At 72.6% G+C, this 15,717-nt stretch carries 14 protein-coding genes; all 14 read right to left on the bottom strand.

Translation table 11 applies throughout. The annotated features are described in order from the left end of the window. Positions 1-14 precede the first annotated feature (14 nt). The 14 genes from lepB (BDK92_RS25430) to BDK92_RS25365 all read right to left on the bottom strand — a co-directional run bounded on the left by lepB (BDK92_RS25430) (position 15) and on the right by BDK92_RS25365 (position 15,717). A complete protein-coding gene (lepB, locus tag BDK92_RS25430) occupies positions 15-671 on the bottom strand; it encodes a signal peptidase I (protein WP_121158967.1) in 657 nt (218 codons plus the stop codon). Beyond that, the gene (lepB, locus tag BDK92_RS25425; RefSeq protein WP_121158966.1) at positions 668-1,552 is read right to left on the bottom strand and encodes a signal peptidase I; all 885 of its coding nucleotides are present in this window, start codon (positions 1,550-1,552) and stop codon (positions 668-670) included. Before lepB (BDK92_RS25425) ends, lepB (BDK92_RS25430) begins: the two co-directional genes overlap by 4 nt. A gap of 192 nt (positions 1,553-1,744) precedes the next feature. Further along, positions 1,745-2,101 carry a 50S ribosomal protein L19 gene (gene rplS / locus BDK92_RS25420; protein WP_121158965.1) on the bottom strand — a complete coding sequence of 119 codons (357 nt, stop codon included), beginning with the start codon at positions 2,099-2,101 and terminating at the stop codon, positions 1,745-1,747. Positions 2,102-2,252: 151 nt separating this feature from the next. After that, on the bottom strand, positions 2,253-3,029 hold the full coding sequence (trmD, locus tag BDK92_RS25415; RefSeq protein WP_121158964.1) for a tRNA (guanosine(37)-N1)-methyltransferase TrmD: 777 nt from the start codon (positions 3,027-3,029) through the stop codon (positions 2,253-2,255). Positions 3,030-3,100: 71 nt separating this feature from the next. Next, positions 3,101-3,667: a ribosome maturation factor RimM gene (gene rimM, locus BDK92_RS25410; RefSeq protein WP_121158963.1), complete on the bottom strand. Its 567-nt coding sequence runs from the start codon at positions 3,665-3,667 to the stop codon at positions 3,101-3,103. After that, the gene (locus BDK92_RS25405) at positions 3,667-3,927 is read right to left on the bottom strand and encodes an RNA-binding protein (RefSeq protein ID WP_246017239.1); all 261 of its coding nucleotides are present in this window, start codon (positions 3,925-3,927) and stop codon (positions 3,667-3,669) included. The genes rimM and BDK92_RS25405 overlap by 1 nt, the downstream gene beginning before the upstream one ends. Next, positions 3,902-4,369 (bottom strand): 30S ribosomal protein S16, encoded by a 468-nt coding sequence (gene rpsP, locus BDK92_RS25400; protein WP_121158962.1) that lies wholly within the window; start codon positions 4,367-4,369, stop codon positions 3,902-3,904. Before rpsP ends, BDK92_RS25405 begins: the two co-directional genes overlap by 26 nt. 229 nt (positions 4,370-4,598) lie before the next feature. Next, positions 4,599-6,872 carry a geranylgeranyl reductase family protein gene (locus BDK92_RS25395; protein ID WP_121158961.1) on the bottom strand — a complete coding sequence of 758 codons (2,274 nt, stop codon included), beginning with the start codon at positions 6,870-6,872 and terminating at the stop codon, positions 4,599-4,601. A gap of 1 nt (position 6,873) precedes the next feature. Beyond that, entirely contained in the window at positions 6,874-7,869 is a 996-nt protein-coding gene (locus BDK92_RS25390) for a polyprenyl synthetase family protein (protein WP_121158960.1), read from the bottom strand. Between the two features lie 145 nt (positions 7,870-8,014). Further along, entirely contained in the window at positions 8,015-11,722 is a 3,708-nt protein-coding gene (locus BDK92_RS39155; RefSeq protein ID WP_170208680.1) for a PKD domain-containing protein, read from the bottom strand. Between the two features lie 15 nt (positions 11,723-11,737). After that, complete coding sequence (locus BDK92_RS25380; protein WP_121158959.1) at positions 11,738-12,304, bottom strand: hypothetical protein; 567 nt, start codon at positions 12,302-12,304, stop codon at positions 11,738-11,740. Positions 12,305-12,393: 89 nt separating this feature from the next. Further along, positions 12,394-13,089, bottom strand: coding sequence for a ribonuclease FAU-1 family protein (locus BDK92_RS25375; RefSeq protein WP_281278646.1), 696 nt, complete (start codon positions 13,087-13,089; stop codon positions 12,394-12,396). A gap of 2 nt (positions 13,090-13,091) precedes the next feature. Continuing rightward, positions 13,092-14,498 carry a proline--tRNA ligase gene (proS, locus tag BDK92_RS25370; RefSeq protein WP_121158958.1) on the bottom strand — a complete coding sequence of 469 codons (1,407 nt, stop codon included), beginning with the start codon at positions 14,496-14,498 and terminating at the stop codon, positions 13,092-13,094. A 130-nt stretch (positions 14,499-14,628) separates the two neighbouring features. Further along, a complete protein-coding gene (locus BDK92_RS25365; protein ID WP_121162565.1) occupies positions 14,629-15,717 on the bottom strand; it encodes an amidohydrolase family protein in 1,089 nt (362 codons plus the stop codon).

The raw sequence follows: 15,717 nt of genomic DNA, 5'->3' as shown, positions 1-15,717 counted from the left end.
CGTACGGTCGGTCGTTACGAATTGGGAACCCCGTCGTACGTGTCCGGCACCGAGAGCCACTTCGCCCGGTCGAGCGGCCAGAAAACGGTGAAGGCCCGGCCCACCGCGGAGTCCACCGGGATGGTCGCCAGGTTGATGTCCCCGTCGGGGTTGGTCGCCTTGGACTGCTCCCAGTGCTCCAACGAGTCACCGGAGGCCGAGCGGTGGTCGCCCATCACCCAGAGCCGTCCCTTCGGCACGGTGATGTCGAACTCCTCGTCGGCGGCGCGGTCCCGTATCCCGTTCTCGGAGAAGATGTACGGCTCGTCCAGCGGGTGCCCGTTGACCATCAGCCGGTCCTGCGGGTCGCAGCAGACCACGTGGTCGCCGCCGACCCCGATCACCCGCTTGATGAAGTCCTCGCCGTCGGGGTTGTTGCTCCACTCGAACGGCGCCCGGAAGACCAGCACCTCGCCCCGGTGTGGGTCACGGAAGTCGTAGACCAGCTTGTTGACGAGCACCCGGTCGTTGATATCCAGGGTGTGCTGCATCGACGGCGAGGGGATGTAGAAGGTCTGCAGCACGAAGGCCCGGACCAGGACCGCGACCAGCACGGCCACGCCGAGCAGGATGGGAAGTTCCCGCCAGAAGGAGTTACGTGGCTTCGGCTTGTCGGTCTGCTCGTCAATCACGGGTGGAGCCTACGACGCGGAACTGGGAGCCATCGCCGGGAACGCGCGGAAATGAACAACGGCCCCAGAATCGGGAGTACGAGCGCGAGTCCGGCCCCGCCGTCCGATGTGACCGGCGGGTGCGCTCCGGCTGGTGCCGCGACCGTCTCCGGTAGTTTCTCGAAGGTCTCCGGCACCGAGAGGTCGTTCCAGCGGCTGTACGGCCAGACGACCACGAAGGCCCGGCCGACCACGTTGTCGATCGGCACCGGCCCCTGACACCGGGCGTCCTGCGAGACCAGCCGGTGGTCCCCCATCACGAAGAGCTGACCGGCCGGGACCACCACCTCGTCGAAGCGGCGGGAGCGGCATTCCCGTGGGTCCGGCGGGATGTCCAGGGGGGAGTCCTCGAGCACGTACGTCTCGTCCAGGGGAACGTCGTTGACCGTGACCCGACCCTGCTCGTCACAGCACTTGACCCGGTCGCCGGGGACTCCGATGACCCGCTTGATGAAGTCCTTCTCACCGGGGCGGCTGACCCCGACCAGGTCGCCGACGGTCCGGCCCAGCTTGCCGACGAAACCCGGCTCGGGCTCGTCGCTCTGCTGTGGCGCCCAGCGGTCGGTGCCCCGGAACACCACGACCTCGCCCCGGATCGGGTCGCGCATGTCGTAGACGACCTTGTTGACCAGCACCCGGTCGCCGATCAGCAGGGTGTCCTCCATGGAGCCGGAGGGGATGAAGAACGCCTGCAGCAGGAAGCTGCGGATCAGCACCGCGAGACAGAACGCGACCACGAGGAGCAGTGGAAGTTCCTGCCAGAGCGGCATCTGTCTGCGGACACGGCGGACACGTCGACGCCAAGGCTCGACGTCGTCCTCTTCCTCCACCCTGCGTACCACGCGGCTCCCCGGTCCCGAGATACGGCGCTACCGCCCGGTCAGGCCAACGATGTCGGCCTCGGGCGGTAGCGCGGACGCGTCACGCCCCCGCGGCCGTAGCCGCGGGGATGCGTTCCGCTTCTGCCCGTGCGGCCAGCGTAGTACCCGCTGACCCGGACGGCACCCCACGACAGGAGGCGTCGCCGCAGACGGTCAGCTGGTCGCCTTTTCGCGCTTTTCCTTGATCTTCGCCTTCTTGCCACGCAGCTCACGCAGGTAGTAGAGCTTGGCCCGCCGGACGTCACCACGGGTGACGACCTCGATGCGGTCGATCGCCGGGCTGTTGAGCGGGTAGGTCCGCTCGACACCGACGCCGAAGCTCACCTTGCGGACGGAGAAGGTCTCCTGCAGGCCCCCACCCTGGCGACGGATGACCACGCCCTGGAAGATCTGGACCCGGGAACGGTTACCCTCGATGACTCGGGCGTGCACCTTGACGGTGTCACCGGCGCGGAACGCGGGGATGTCGGTCCGCTGCGACTGGGCGTCGAGAACGTCCAGGGTGTTCATCGCTGCATCCTCGTAAGGTCACGGCGCACCGGGCGTCGGCGCGCACATTGGTGATTCTGATCCTCGGCCCGCCGATACCGGCCGGGTGGCCGGGCACGGAAACCGGGGATCCTCGTACCCGTCCGCGGCGCGGACGAGCACGGCAACCTCCCTACTTTGCCATATCGGCGGGCGGCACCTGAAATCCGGCCTCGCGCAGGGTCGCCACGTCCCGTTTGTCCAGCTGCTCGGTCGACAACCGGGCGAGCATGTCGGGCCGGCGGGCGGCGGTACGCCGCAACGCCTCGTCCCGCCGCCAACGGGCGATCCGGCCGTGGTCACCGGAGCGGAGGATCTCCGGTACGTCCTGCTCCCGCCAGGTCGGGGGCTTGGTGTACACCGGCGCCTCGAGCAAACCGTGCGCGTGCGACTCCTCGTCGAGCGAGTCGGCGTTGCCGAGCACCCCGGGCAGCAGCCGGGTGATCGCCTCCAGCATCACGATCACCGCGACCTCGCCGCCGAAGAGCACATAGTCGCCGAGGGAGACCTCGGTCACCGGCATCCGGGTCTCGGCGTGCGCCAGCACCCGCTGGTCGATGCCCTCGTACCGGCCGCAGGCGAAGATGAGGTGCGGCTCGGCGGCGAACTCGTACGCGAGCGCCTGGGTGAAGGGCACCCCGACCGGGCTCGGCACGAGCAGCCGTGGCGGCGGCGTCGCGCCGGGCGGAACCAGGGCGTCCAGCGCCTCGCCCCACGGCTCGGGTCGCATCACCATGCCCGGCCCGCCGCCGTACGGCGTGTCGTCGACGGTCCGGTGCACGTCGTGGGTCCACGTCCGCAGGTCGTGTACGCCCAGGTCGAGCACGCCGGAGGCGCGCGCCTTGCCGATCAGGGAGAGATCGAGTGGGGCGAAGTAGTCCGGGAAGATGGAGATCACGTCAACGCGCATGCCAGTCACCGCTCAGCTCGAAGACCAGCCGGTCCGTCCGAGGACCGGCTGGTCGGAGGTTGGAGAGCCGGTCAGAGGTCGAAGAGACCGGCGGGAGCGTCGACCACGACCCGGCCGGCGGCCAGGTCCACCTCGGGCACGATCGCCTTGACGAACGGGACCAGCGCGGTCCCGCCCTCCGGGCGGCGCAGCACCAGCAGGTCGGAGGCGGGTGCGTGGTCGATCCGGGTCACCTCGCCGAGCGTCTCACCGCTCGGGCTGACCACGGTCAGCCCGACCAACTGGTGGTCGTTGAACTCGTCCGGGTCGCTCGGCGGCGCCATCTGCGCGCTGTCCACCCAGAGCAGGGTGCCGCGCAGCACCTCGGCGAGATCCCGGTCGTAGAAGCCCTCGAAGAGCACCAGCGGGTGCCCCTGGTGCCAGCGGACGGTTTCGATGGTCAGCTCCTCCGGCACCCGTACCGGCTCGCCGGGACGGGCCACCGGGGCCGGGTTGGAGGCGGAGGAGGCCGTCGCCGGGTCGGTGCGCAGCACCGACCCGGCGACGAACCGTGCCTCAGGCTCGTCGGTCCGCACCTCCACGGTCACCTCACCGTGGACCCCGTGCGGCCGACCGATCCGGCCGACGATCAGGAGCATCAGTACGAGTCGACGATGTCGACCCGGACCCCGCGACCACCGATCGATCCGATCACCTGGCGCAGCGCCTTGGCGGTACGCCCGGACCGGCCGATCACCGTGCCGAGGTCCTCGGGGTGCACCCGCACCTCGAGTCGCTTGCCCCGACGGGAGTCGACCAGCCGGACCCGAACGTCATCCGGGTGGTCGACGATGCCCTTGACCAGGTGCTCCAGTGCCGGCCGGATAGCCATGTCAGGCCTGCTCGCCGGAGGCGGCACCAGCTTGCTCCTCGGTCTTCGCCGGCTCCTCGGCCGGAGCGGCCTCGGTCGGCGCAGCCTTGGCCGCCTTCTTGGCCGGCTTGGCCGGCGCCTCGGCGAGGCCGGCCGCTGCCTTGGCCTCAGCCTCGTAGACCGCCAGGCGGTCGGCCGGCGCGTCCTTCACCAGCAGCGGCGGCGGGGCCGGCAGGCCCTTGAACTGCTGCCAGTCGCCGGTCTTCTCCAGCAGACGCTGGACCGCCTCGCTCGGCTGCGCGCCGACGGACAGCCAGTACTGGACCCGGTCCGACTTGACCTGGATCACCGAAGGGTGCTCCTTCGGCTGGTAGATCCCGACGAACTCGATCGCGCGACCGTCACGCTTGGTGCGCGAGTCGGCGACGACGATGCGGTATTGCGGGTTGCGGATCTTACCCATCCGCAGGAGCCGGATCTTTACGGCCACAGTGTGTTCGCTCCTGTTGCGATTCTCACCAGCCCGGGAGGGCGGTGGGCGGGTGAGCGCCGACCGGCACAGTGGGGTTTGGGCCGGAGACAACTCGGTGGACTGGCGACACGCCCGGGTTAGAGGGCGCCGGACGCGTGCCGGATACCAGCGACCCATTGTGCCAGATCCAGTACGGAGATCTCACCTCGGACCCGACCAACTCACCTATCCGCCCTGATTGTCCTATTCAACGCTCCTCCGGGCGCTGCCCATGATGCCCCACGCCGCTCGGCCCCGACAGCCCGGAAGGCGACCCGGATGACGACTCGGAAGGCGGCCCAGGGCGGGCGGGGGCGGCACCGGTGACCGGAGGTTCGGCCAGCCGGTGCAGCAGGTCGCGGGCGGGCCCATCCGGAACCCGGGCAAGCGCCTCACGCGCCCGGCGCGCGTACTCGTCGCGGACCCGGGTGATCTCCGTCGACCGCCCCGCGTCGCCGTCACCGATCGCGGACCCCAGTTCCCCGGCCAGGGCCCGGCTCACTCCGAGGTTCCGGCCGTAGCTGGCCAACGCGTTCACCACCGACCCGCTCGCGCCCCCCAGCCGGGCGCCGAGCCGGCACGGCAGCTCGAAGGAGATCGCCATCCGGCCGGCCAGTGCCTCGCCCCGCGCCGACCAGTCGGTCCGCCCCGCCGGGTCGCCCCACCCGGACACCGCGTGGTCGACCACCAGCCCTCCCTGCCGGTCCTGCCGCCACTGCCCCGCCCGTGCCTCACAGCTCGCGGTCAACGCCTCGGCGAACTCCGCCACCATCGCCGCCCCGCCCTGCGCGGCCAGCTCGTACGCCCGCGCCAGCAGATAGTCGGCGGCGAGGATGGCGAACCGGCTCCCCCAGGGCACCGGGCGGGGGTTCGGCGACCAACCGCCCGCCCCGACCGCGGAGATCGGCCCGGACCGGGGCACCGGCACCCTCGCCCCGGGCAACCCGGCGGCTCCGACCCCGGACCGTACGCCGGCCCTTCCGGCCCCGGGCGGCGCGCCGGCCGATCCGGCCCCGTCCATCGCCAGCCCGGCGAACATCCCGAGATCCACCGCCGCGGCCAGCGCGTGGCTGAGTGGATGGCGACGCCGGCCGACGTACCCGGCGAGGAGCAGCAGCACCGACGGGCGCAGCGCGACCGCGGCCAGCTCCTCGTCCGGCGCGGCCAGGCCGACGAACATCGGCCAGTCGTCGCGTACGCAGCCGGTGAGCAGGTCGGCGACGGCGTTCAGGTCCCGCCGCAGCACGCGGCCCAGCGCCGGGTCCAGCGCCGGCAACGGACCCAGCAACCGCTGCGCGCGGGCGCCGTCGGGGAAGAGAACAAGCCGGCGACAGAGGTCGAAGATCGGCCGGTCGTCATCGAAGGTCGACTCCAGCACCCGCCAGGCGAGCAGGTAGCGTCGCGCCGTTTCACGGCCCGCCTCGAAGTGGCCGGCGTGGCGGTCGGCAAGCGCCCGGGCGTACGGCGCCGGGTCGATCGGCCCGTCGGCGGACTCGTGCAGCGCCTCGTCGATCCGGGCCGCGGCCAGCACCCCGGACTCCAGCGCGAGACTGATCCCCTCGCCGGTGAACGGACTGGCCAGCCCGGCGGCGTCGCCGACCAGCAGCAGCCCCGGCACCCCGCAGCGCTCCGGGTCGAAGTCGAGCCGCAGCGGCGCCCCGCTCATCCGTCCGACCGGCCGGGCCCGGTGGAACCGGGGATCGTCGCGGGTCAGCTCGCTCAGGAACCGCTCGTAGAGACCACGGACGCTGTCCCGGTGGGCCGGGTCGAAAAGGCCGACGCCGACGTTCACCACCCCGCCGCCGACCGGGAAGACCCAGCCGTACGACGGAAGCAGGTGCCGCTCGGTGACGTCGAAGAGCGGCAGGTGGATCTCCAGCAACGGGTCGACGCCGGTCACGTCGGCGAAGTAGCCGCGCGCGGCGAACCCGGTCCGGTCCCGCTCGCCCGAGCGGAGCCCGGCCTGCCGGCCCAGTCCCGAGGCCGCGCCGTCGGCGGCGACCACCACCGGGGCCCGGACCGCCATCCGCCGTCCCTCCCGCTCGATCTCCACCCCGCGTACCGCGCCGGGCTCGCCGAGCAGGTAGGTGGCGCGGGCGTCGGACCAGAGCGTGGCGCCGGCCCGGACCGCCCGGTGGCAGAGCTTCGCGTCGAGTTCCAGCCGGGGCACCACCATCCCGTACGCCAGCGGACCGTCCCCGTCGTACCAGAAGTCCCGGCTCCCCCGGCCCCGCATCCTGATCCGGACCCCACCTACCCGGGCCGCCCCGGTCAGCTCCTCGAGCACCCCCATCTCGCCGAGCAGCCGGACCGCCCGGCGGGTCAGCCCGTCGCCGCAGCTCTTGTCCCGGGGAAAGTCCCGGCGGTCCACCAGCAGCACCCGCCGTCCCCGTCGGGCCAGGTGGTACGCGGTCGCGGAGCCGGCCGGGCCGGCACCGACCACCACCGCGTCGAGCCGGTCCGGACCGGCCGCCCTGGCCATCTCAACCGGCCCGGGCGATGGCGTGGTCGGCGAGCCGCCACAGCGACTCCCGGGCCGGTCCGGCGGGAAGCACGCTCAGGTGGCCCCGGGCGCGGGCGGCGAGTTCGCGGGCCTCGCCGAGGACCTGGTCCACGACACCCGAGCGGAGCACCAGGTTGCGTACCTCGGCCAGTTGGGCGGCCCCGGGGTCGAGCACGCCGAGCAGTTCGCGTACCCGCTGCGCGGCCGGTGTCCCCCGGGCCAGCAGCCGCAGTACGGAGAGCGTGTAGACGCCCTCCCGGACGTCGCCGAGCGGGTACTTGCCCAGCCGTTCCGCACTGCCCCACACGTCCAGCGCGTCGTCCGCCAACTGGAACGCGACACCGAGGTCGTGGCCGTAGCGGGAGAGCGCCGTCACGAACCGGTCCGGCGCCCCGGCCAGCCGGGCACCGAGCCGGCAGGGCAGTTCGAACAGGGTCGCGGTCTTGCCCGCGATGATCCTCATGTACTCCTCCTCGGTCAGCCCGGTGTGGAACGCGTTCTCCGTCTCCCGTAACTGCCCGGTGCAGAGCGCGACCAGGGCGCGGGCCACCTCCCGGCCGTAGCTGTCGTCGAAGGTCGCGATCAACGCGCTCGCCCGGGCCACCAGGAAGGTGCCGGTGACCAGGGCCGCCGGCTCGCCCCACTCGGCGTTGGCGGTCGGCCCGTGCCGGCGGGAGACCGCCCGGTCCAGCACGTCGTCGTGGTACAGCGTGGCCAGGTGGAGCAGTTCGAGGGCGGCCGCCGCATCCAGCAGCCGATCGGGCCGGAAGGTGCCGAACTCGCCGGCCACCAGGAGCAGCGCCGGCCGGATCCGTTTCCCGCCCCGTTCCAGCAGCGCGGTCGCCATGGTCCAGAGGCCCGGGTCGCGCGACGCCACCGCGTCCTTCATCCGCTGGTCGAGGTCGGCGAGGGCGGTCCGGGTGCGCGCACTGGTCAACCAGCGGTCGTCCACCGTCGCCGCCCCGGCCACGGTCATCGGAGCCGCTCCGTCCCGGCCGGCGGCGGCCCGGCCGCGTACGGGTGCCGACGCAGATTTGTCATGGTGGACCTCCTACTCGTCCCGAGTGGCCGGGTGGCGACCGGCGGCCAGGGGCGGGGGCGGGGCGGGGCGGCCGGCACGGTCAGCCACGCCAGCCCCGTCCGTACCCGCCCGGGGTGTCCGGCGACGGCGGTGCCGCCACCGGGTGAATCGGTTCCCGTGGGCCGGGCAGGACAGGGGTGTCCAGCACGGCACGACAGCGGATCAGGAACGCCTCCGCACCCCGGCCGTCGATCCTGACCGCGACGATGCCGGGTCCGGTCAACACGGCACCGGCCGGCAGCGCCGGGCTGGCCGGTGGTAGCTGGGCCCGGTCCCGGATGTTGCCGGCGGCGTCGACGGCGCTCAGCGACAGCGGCCGGCCACCCGTGTGGAGCAGGGTGACGACGATCCGCTCGGCGGGGCGCGGCGGTCGGAGCACCAGGCCGAGGCCGAGCCGGAGCGCGGTGCCGCTGGCCGGTGGTTCCAGCGCCACCACCGCCCGGCCGGCGCCGTCCGGCGTACGGAGGAAGAAACCCTGGTCGGACCACTCAGGCGGGAACTGGGTGCCGCGGCCCCGGGCGCCGAAGTCGAGTTCGACCTCGGTGGGCGGTGGCGGTGCCGGCGGGCAGTACGGCTGGGCGGCGAGCAGCTCCACGTCGTCGAACCAGACCCGCTCGGCGCCCGCCGCCGGGTCCCGCCCCTCGGGCCGGTACGCCTCCAGGAAGACCGTGATCGCGGCGGCGCGGGCGACGACCCGTACGGTCAGCGGGCTCCACCGCTCGCTCGCCGTACCGTCGCTCCAGACGATGGTGGCGGCACCCGGGTCGTCCCCGCCGGCCGGGTCGACGCCGAGCCGGGCGGTGCCGGGGCGGGCCTGATCCAGGTCGTACCAGGCGGTGACCTGGTAGGACCAGTCCGGGTTGGCGCCGATCCGCTGGTACACCCCGACCCGTTCACGGGCACCGACTTGGAGCCCCTGCGCCCTCCGTCCACCGTGCACGACGAAGGTGCTGGCCGTGTGCCGGGGGGCGGCGTTCGTCCCCGGTGGGGACGAGCGGGGGTACGGCTCCCAGCCGAGCGCCACCGCGCCGGTGCCGCGCTGGGCGAAACCGTCCTCGAAGTGCCGGTTCACCACGTCGATGGCCCGGATCACCACCTCGGCGCTGCCCGTACCGCCGTTGTCGTCGACCACGGTGCAGCGGGCCAGGAAGGTGCCACCGTCCGGGTAGCGGTGCGCCGCCACCGCCGTACCCCGGCTCGCCGGTGCCTGGTGGGTTTCGGTCACCACCGCCGGGATGGCCCCGGTGCGGTCCCCGAACGACCAGGTGGCGGTATGGGTGTCACACCAGCCCGGGTCACTGAAGGTGGCGGTGAGGGTGAGCACCGTACCCGGATAGGTGAAGAGGTCCGGGCCGGCATCGACGGTCGGCGAGACGTTCCGGACGGTCACCAGCCGGGTGTCGCTGGCCATACCGCCGTTGTGGTCCCGGACCCGCAGCGTCACCTCGTACACCCCGTCGTCGCACCAGGCATGCCGGGCGGTGCTGGTGCCCTCGGCCCGGGGTGGGGTGTGCGTCTCCGCCACGGCGCCGGGCTCGATCGACGACGCGTCGCCGAAGTTCCAGCTGGTGACGTGTGAGCCGGTCCATTCCAGGTCGCTGAAGCGGCCGACCAGGGTCACCAGTTCGCCCTGGTCGACCACCAGGTCCGGGCCGGCGTCCACGGTCGGCGGGACGTTGGCCACATACACCAGGGCGTAGTTGTGGCTGGTGGCGCCGCCGGGGCCGGGGACGGTGAGGCAGTGCTCGGCGAGGTAGACGCCGCTGGCGGCGTAGGTGTGGGACAGGTCCCGGGCGTTCACCGCCGGGCTGCCGTCCCCGGGCCACCAGCGGTAGCGCGCGACCGGGTCGGTCTGCCCGGCGGTCAGGGTGAGCGGCGACCCGGTGGTGCCGGTGTACGAGCCACCGCCGCGGGCGGCCCGGACCGGCGTCTCGGCGTAGGAGCTCTCCACCTCGAAGTCGCCGGCGACGACGAGGCCGTCCGGTTGGATGGTGACCGGGTTGTGGAAGACCGCGCGGACCCGGCCGATCCGGGCGAGTTCGGCGGGCCAACCGGCGATGCCCCGGATGGTGCCGCTCGTCGGGTCGACCAGTTTCGCGGCGCCGGTGTTGGCGGCGATGCCGGCGACCAGGGCGGCGACCACCACCACGAGGATTCCGATCAGGATGCTGCCCGCACCCCAGCTGACCACGGCGAGGATGGTCGCGATGAGCCAGAACGCGGCTGAGCGCTCCGGGTCCAGTTCCGGTTCGCCGATCACCTGGCACTCCAGCGTCTGGACACCGTCGTCGTCGGCCCCGCCGTCGGGGTGCCAGCGCAGTCCGACCTCGGACCGGAAGCCGGCGTCGACGTCGACACAGCCGAGGATCGCGTCGACCACGGTCAGCGTGCCGGTCATCCGGATCGCCCCGTCGGTCAGGATGAGGTCGAGTTCGCGTACGTCAGCCCGGGTGTCGTCCTGTTCGACCCGGCGGGGCAGGTCGCTGTCGGCCCACCCGTGGTGGCTCCGGGCGGCGTCGATACCGGCGCGCAGCACCGGTCCGGGCACCGCGAGGGCGAACTCCCGCCCGTACGGCACCAGGTGCGCGATCGCGGCGATGTCCGCGTCGGGGCCGGCGTTGACGGCGATGGTCAGTGACTGGGCGCCGACCCGGGTCGCCACGTCGCGTGCCGCGAAGAGTTCGCCGCCGGCCTCCGGGGTCCAGAGCGCCAGGAAACCTCGGCCGGCCAGGTCGGCGTGGAACAGGTCACCGATCATCGACTCGATCTGGCCGGCGGTCGGCACCGGTACGCCGCACGGGCCGAAGCCCTGGACCAGCGCCGTCCCCTGTTCCGCCAGCCAGGTACGCAGCCCGCCCTCCAGCAGTCCGAAGAGGCCGCTGTTGTTGAGCGTGTAGTGGGTGCCCTCCAGCCCGGTGGCGGCGGTGAGGCGGGCAACTGTCACCTCCGCGGTGTCGAACCGCAGCGTGTACGCCCCCGGTGATGTCTCCAACCGGACCAGGATCTCCAACCGGGCCTCGACCGCCATCGGGTCGGCGAGCACGGGCGCCGGACCGATCCCGTCGACGTGACAGATCCGCAGGTAGCACGGCACGCTGATCAGTGCGGTCCCGGAGTCGGGCCGGGTCACCTCGATCCGGTACGCGGGCTGGCTCTGGTCGTCGTAGATCTCCAGGTGGGTGTCGAGGGTGTAGCTGCCGGCGCCGAAGGAGAACCGTTGCCCGGTGTCGTCGCGTTCGTGTGGCAAGGCGGGTACGCCGGGGTGCGGCGGCCCGCCGGGACCGCCGTTGCGGTAGGCGAGGTGGACATACTCGGCCAGGATCTGGTCGAGTTTGCCGATGGTCGGGTCGCCGGTGACGGTGACACCGACGGCGCCCCGGGGCAGTCCGTCGAAGCGGACGCCGACGTCGCGGGAGTCCGGCAGCGGCCCGATCGGCGCCTGTGCCCGTACGGTGGCGGTGAGGTCGAGCAGTTGGGCGGAGGGAACCGGCGGGTCGGCGAGGGTCACCTGGACGACCAGGCCGAAGGAGAGCCGGCAACCGTCGATCGTGGGCACCAGTTCGGCGTCGAGCTGGTGCGCCGGGATCTCCAGCTGGCCACCGGAGGTGGTGTGACCGCCGAGGTCGAGCCCGGCCCCGATGGCGAGGTACTGCGGGACGCTGCCGGACTTCCAGGCGGCGCGCAGCGCCTTGCGCAGCACCGCCGGCGTCGCCTGGATCACCACGTCGAAGCCGTGTGTGTCGATCATCCCGCTCCTCCCGCGCTACCGGTCGACGCTCGGCGGCGCGCCCCGCTGGAGGCGACCGACCACCTCGGTCACCGGTGCCCGCCCCTCCCCGTCGAGCAGGGCGGTGAAGACCGGCTCGGGTGCGAACCGGGGTCGGGAGGCGGAGATCCGGCGGTAGTCCAGCAGCGGCGCCAGCACCGGGTGCTGGTCGCGCAGGCGGCGCAGCGGGTCGGGGCCGGTCCCTCCGGGTCGCCACGGTGGCGGGTTGGTGTCGAGCACCGGCCCGGGTGCCACGGGGACGATGCCGAGTTCGACCAGGAGGTGCCGTACGTCCTCGGCGTCGTCCGGGTCGACGGCCCGGCCGGCCAGGCCGGCGACCTCGCGACGAAGGTCGGCGAGGCGCTCGGCGGCGGCGGGACCCAGTCGGAGCCGGTCGGCGATGGCGACCCGCGCCTCGGGGTCGAGGGTGTAGTCGAGCCGCCCCAGCGTGAGCATCGGGTTGGCCGCGGCGGCGCGGCCCAGCCGGGGATTGGCGTTGACCCGGGCGAGGATCTCGGCTGCGCGTGCCTGCAGGTCTGCCCAGGAGGTGATCTGGTCGGCCACGGGGACCTCCCACCAGGGGAACGACTTGCCCGGAGCCTAGGTCCCTGACCTGGGGTTTTACGGCTTCTGTCAGGAGCACGACACCGGGATCAGCGCACCGGTGGTCGGTCCCAGCCGGGCGGCAGCGTCGCCGGAATGGTCCACGCCGGATCCGGTACGAAGTCGCACCAGGTCCCGTCGAACGGGAACCCGCCCGACTCGATCGTCGCCACCACCCGCAGCCCCTCGGCGCGAACCGCCGCCTCGTCCGGCACCCAGTAGCCCTCCGGGTAGGCGAGGCGCTCGACGAACTCCTCCTCGTCCTTCCAGCACCAGCCCAGGTCGGGCTGAACCAGGATGTCGAGGTCCTGGTCGACCATGTCGACCCCGGCCAACGCACCGTCGTCCCAGCGCAGAGCGTGCTCTTCGAGGTTGACGTACCAGTGGGTGAACCGGTCGGTGACGCCGTCGCGGAACCACCAGACCGAGTGGTCGGCACCGGCGGGCAGGAACATGAGCAGCGGCGGTCCCGCCCAGACGCCGGTGACCAACCGGTATGACCGGGCCAGCCACTCGGCGAACGGCATCGACCGCATGCCCCGGCCGTCGTCGGCCACCTCGTTCGCCACCGCTGTGCCGCGCCCGATCCAGAGCAGCAGGCCCCGCTCGTCGTCGCTGACCACGGTTGCCGGCCGGACCCAGCCGATCCGGCCCCGCCGTACGTTGCGGTGCACGATCAGGCGTCCCGGGGCGAACCGGGGCTCGATCGCCCCGGTTCCCCGAAGATGGCGCGCGCCGTTGCGCACCGTCAGTAGGAGCGGGCCAGGATGGCGATCAGGTCGGGCTCGTCCTCGGAGTCCGGCACCGAGCCGTCGGCGCGGACCAGGCAACGTACGGTGACGCCCTGCCCGTTCGCCTCAGCCTCGCCCTCGACACCCACGGCCGACCAGGGCACCCGGGCCCAGCCGGTCGCCGCCGCCTCGAGCGCCTCGGCGAGCGTGGCGACCTCGACGGTGCGGGACTGGCGCAGCGCGAGCGCCTCGTCGTGCAGCGCCTGCTGGTCGGCGTCGAGCGCGGCGAGCACCGCGCCGACCGTGTCGGCCACCGGCACCGGGGTCTTCGACCCGTCGGTACGCCGGACCACCACCGCGTTGCCGGCGGCCAGGTCACGCGGGCCGACCTCGACCCGTACCGGGTAGCCCTTGAGTTCGGCGTCGACGGCCCGGCGGCCGAACGGGGTGTCGACCCGCTCGTCGAGCGCGACCCGGACACCCGCGTCACGGAGCGCGTCACGCAGCTTCGCCGCCGCCTCGGCCACCCCGTCGCCGGCCTTGACCACCATCACGTACGCCTGGATCGGGGCGAGCCGGGGCGGCACGCGCAGCCCGTTGTCGTCACCGTGGGTCATGATCAGGCCACCGAGCATCCGGGTCGAGGTGCCCCAGGAGGTGGTCCACGCGTGTTCCATCCCGCCGGTGGCGGCGGAGTAGGTGATGTCGAACGCCTTGGCGAAGTTCTGTCCCAGCTCGTGGCTGGTGCCGAGCTGGAGCGCCTTGCCGTCGCCCATCATGCCTTCGAGGGTGTACGTGCTGGTGGCGCCGGCGAACCGTTCCCGGGCGGTCTTGCGCCCGACGACCACCGGGATGCCCAGTACGTTGACCATCATGTCCTCGTACACCTCGTGCAGGATGCGGCGGGCGTAGGCCCGGGCGTCCGCCTCGTCGGCGTGCGCGGTGTGCCCCTCCTGCCAGAGGAACTCGCTGGTACGCAGGAAGATCCGGGGGCGCAGCTCCCAGCGGACCACGTTCGCCCACTGGTTGAGCAGCAGCGGCAGGTCCCGGTACGAGTCGACCCACTTGGCCATGAACTCGCCGATCACGGTCTCGCTGGTGGGGCGGACCACTATCGGCTCGGCGAGGGGCTTGCCGCCACCGTGGGTCACCACGGCCAGTTCCGGGGAGAAACCCTCGACGTGCTCGGCCTCGCGCTTGAGGTAGTTCTCCGGGATGAAGAGCGGGAAGTAGGCGTTCTCCGCCCCGGCCGCCTTGATCCGGTTGTCCATCTCGGCCTGCATCCGCTCCCAGATGGCGTAGCCCGCTGGTCGGATGACCATCGTGCCACGCACCGGGCCGTTGTCGGCGAGTTGCGCTTTGGCGATCAGGTCCTGGTACCAGCGGGGAAAGTCCTCCGCACGGGGAGTGAGCACGCGTGCCATGACCGCATATCCTATGCGCCCCCCACCGCCCCCCATCGCTCGCCCACCCCCACCCACGCCCGTTGATCATGAAGTTGGCGCAGGTTCGATCTTCTCTGCCCGCGCCAACTTCATGATCAACACGTCGGGGTCAGCGGACCACCCGGCCGCGCAGCACGATCCGTCTCGGAGTGCGCAGCACCCGCAGATCGACGCGGGGGTCGGTGTCGTACACCACCAGGTCGGCGAGGCCCCCCTCGACCAGGCCGGGGAAGCCGAGCCAGGCCCTGGCCCCCCAGGAACCGGCGGCGAGAACGTCCAGGGTGGACATGCCGGCCCGCTCGTGCAGCAGCAGCATCTCCTGCGCGGCGAGCCCGTGGTCGATCCCGCCACCGGCGTCCGTACCGACGTAGATCGGCACCCCGGCCTGGTACGCCGCGCGGACCACCTCGGGAAAACCGTCGCGGAGGGCGAGCATGTGTTTCGCGTACCCGGGGAAACGTTCGGCGGCCCGCTCGGCGATGCCACCGAAGGTGTCGATGTTGATCATCGTGGGGACCAGGGCGGTCCCCCGCCGGGCCATCTCGTCGACCAGATCCACACTCAGGCCGGTGCCGTGCTCGACCGAGTCCACCCCCGCCCGGACCATGATCTCCACGGCCGACTCGGAGAAGGTGTGCACCGCCGCGCGTACCCCGGCGGCGTGCGCGGCCTCGACCGCGCCGACCAGGTCGGCGGAGTCCCAGGTCGGCGCCAGGTCCCCGGCGTCCCGGTCGATCCAGTCACCGACCAGCTTGACCCAGCCGTTGCCGGCGCGGGCCTGCTCGGCCACCGCCGCCCGCAACTCGTCCCCGCCCACCTCGACCGCGATGTCCCGCAGGTAACGCCTCGGCGGCGCGAGGTGCCTGCCCGCGCGGGCCAACCGGGGCAGTCCCGGCTCGTCGTCCAGCTCCGGATAGGGGTACGGCGAACCGGCGTCGCGGATCGCCAGCACCCCCGCCTCCCGGTCCGGTACGGCGAGCGCCCGGGCCTCGTCCAGTCCGGTGATCGGGCGCCCGCTCGGTGCGATGCCGATGTGGCAGTGCGCGTCGACCAGACCGGGGAGCACGAACCCGCCCTCGGCCACGGTCACCGCCCCGGCCACCGGCTCGTACGTCACCCGGTCGCCGTCGAGCCAGAGGTCACGGACCTCGTCGTCGGGGAGCACCACCCCGCGTACGTGCAGTGCCCGATCCGGCAC

The sequence above is a fragment of the Micromonospora pisi genome (assembly GCF_003633685.1).
GTDB classification, from domain to species: Bacteria; Actinomycetota; Actinomycetes; order Mycobacteriales; family Micromonosporaceae; genus Micromonospora_G; species Micromonospora_G pisi.
Note: the sequence above shows the minus strand (reverse complement) of the source record. Positions and strands in the feature narration are given on the sequence as shown.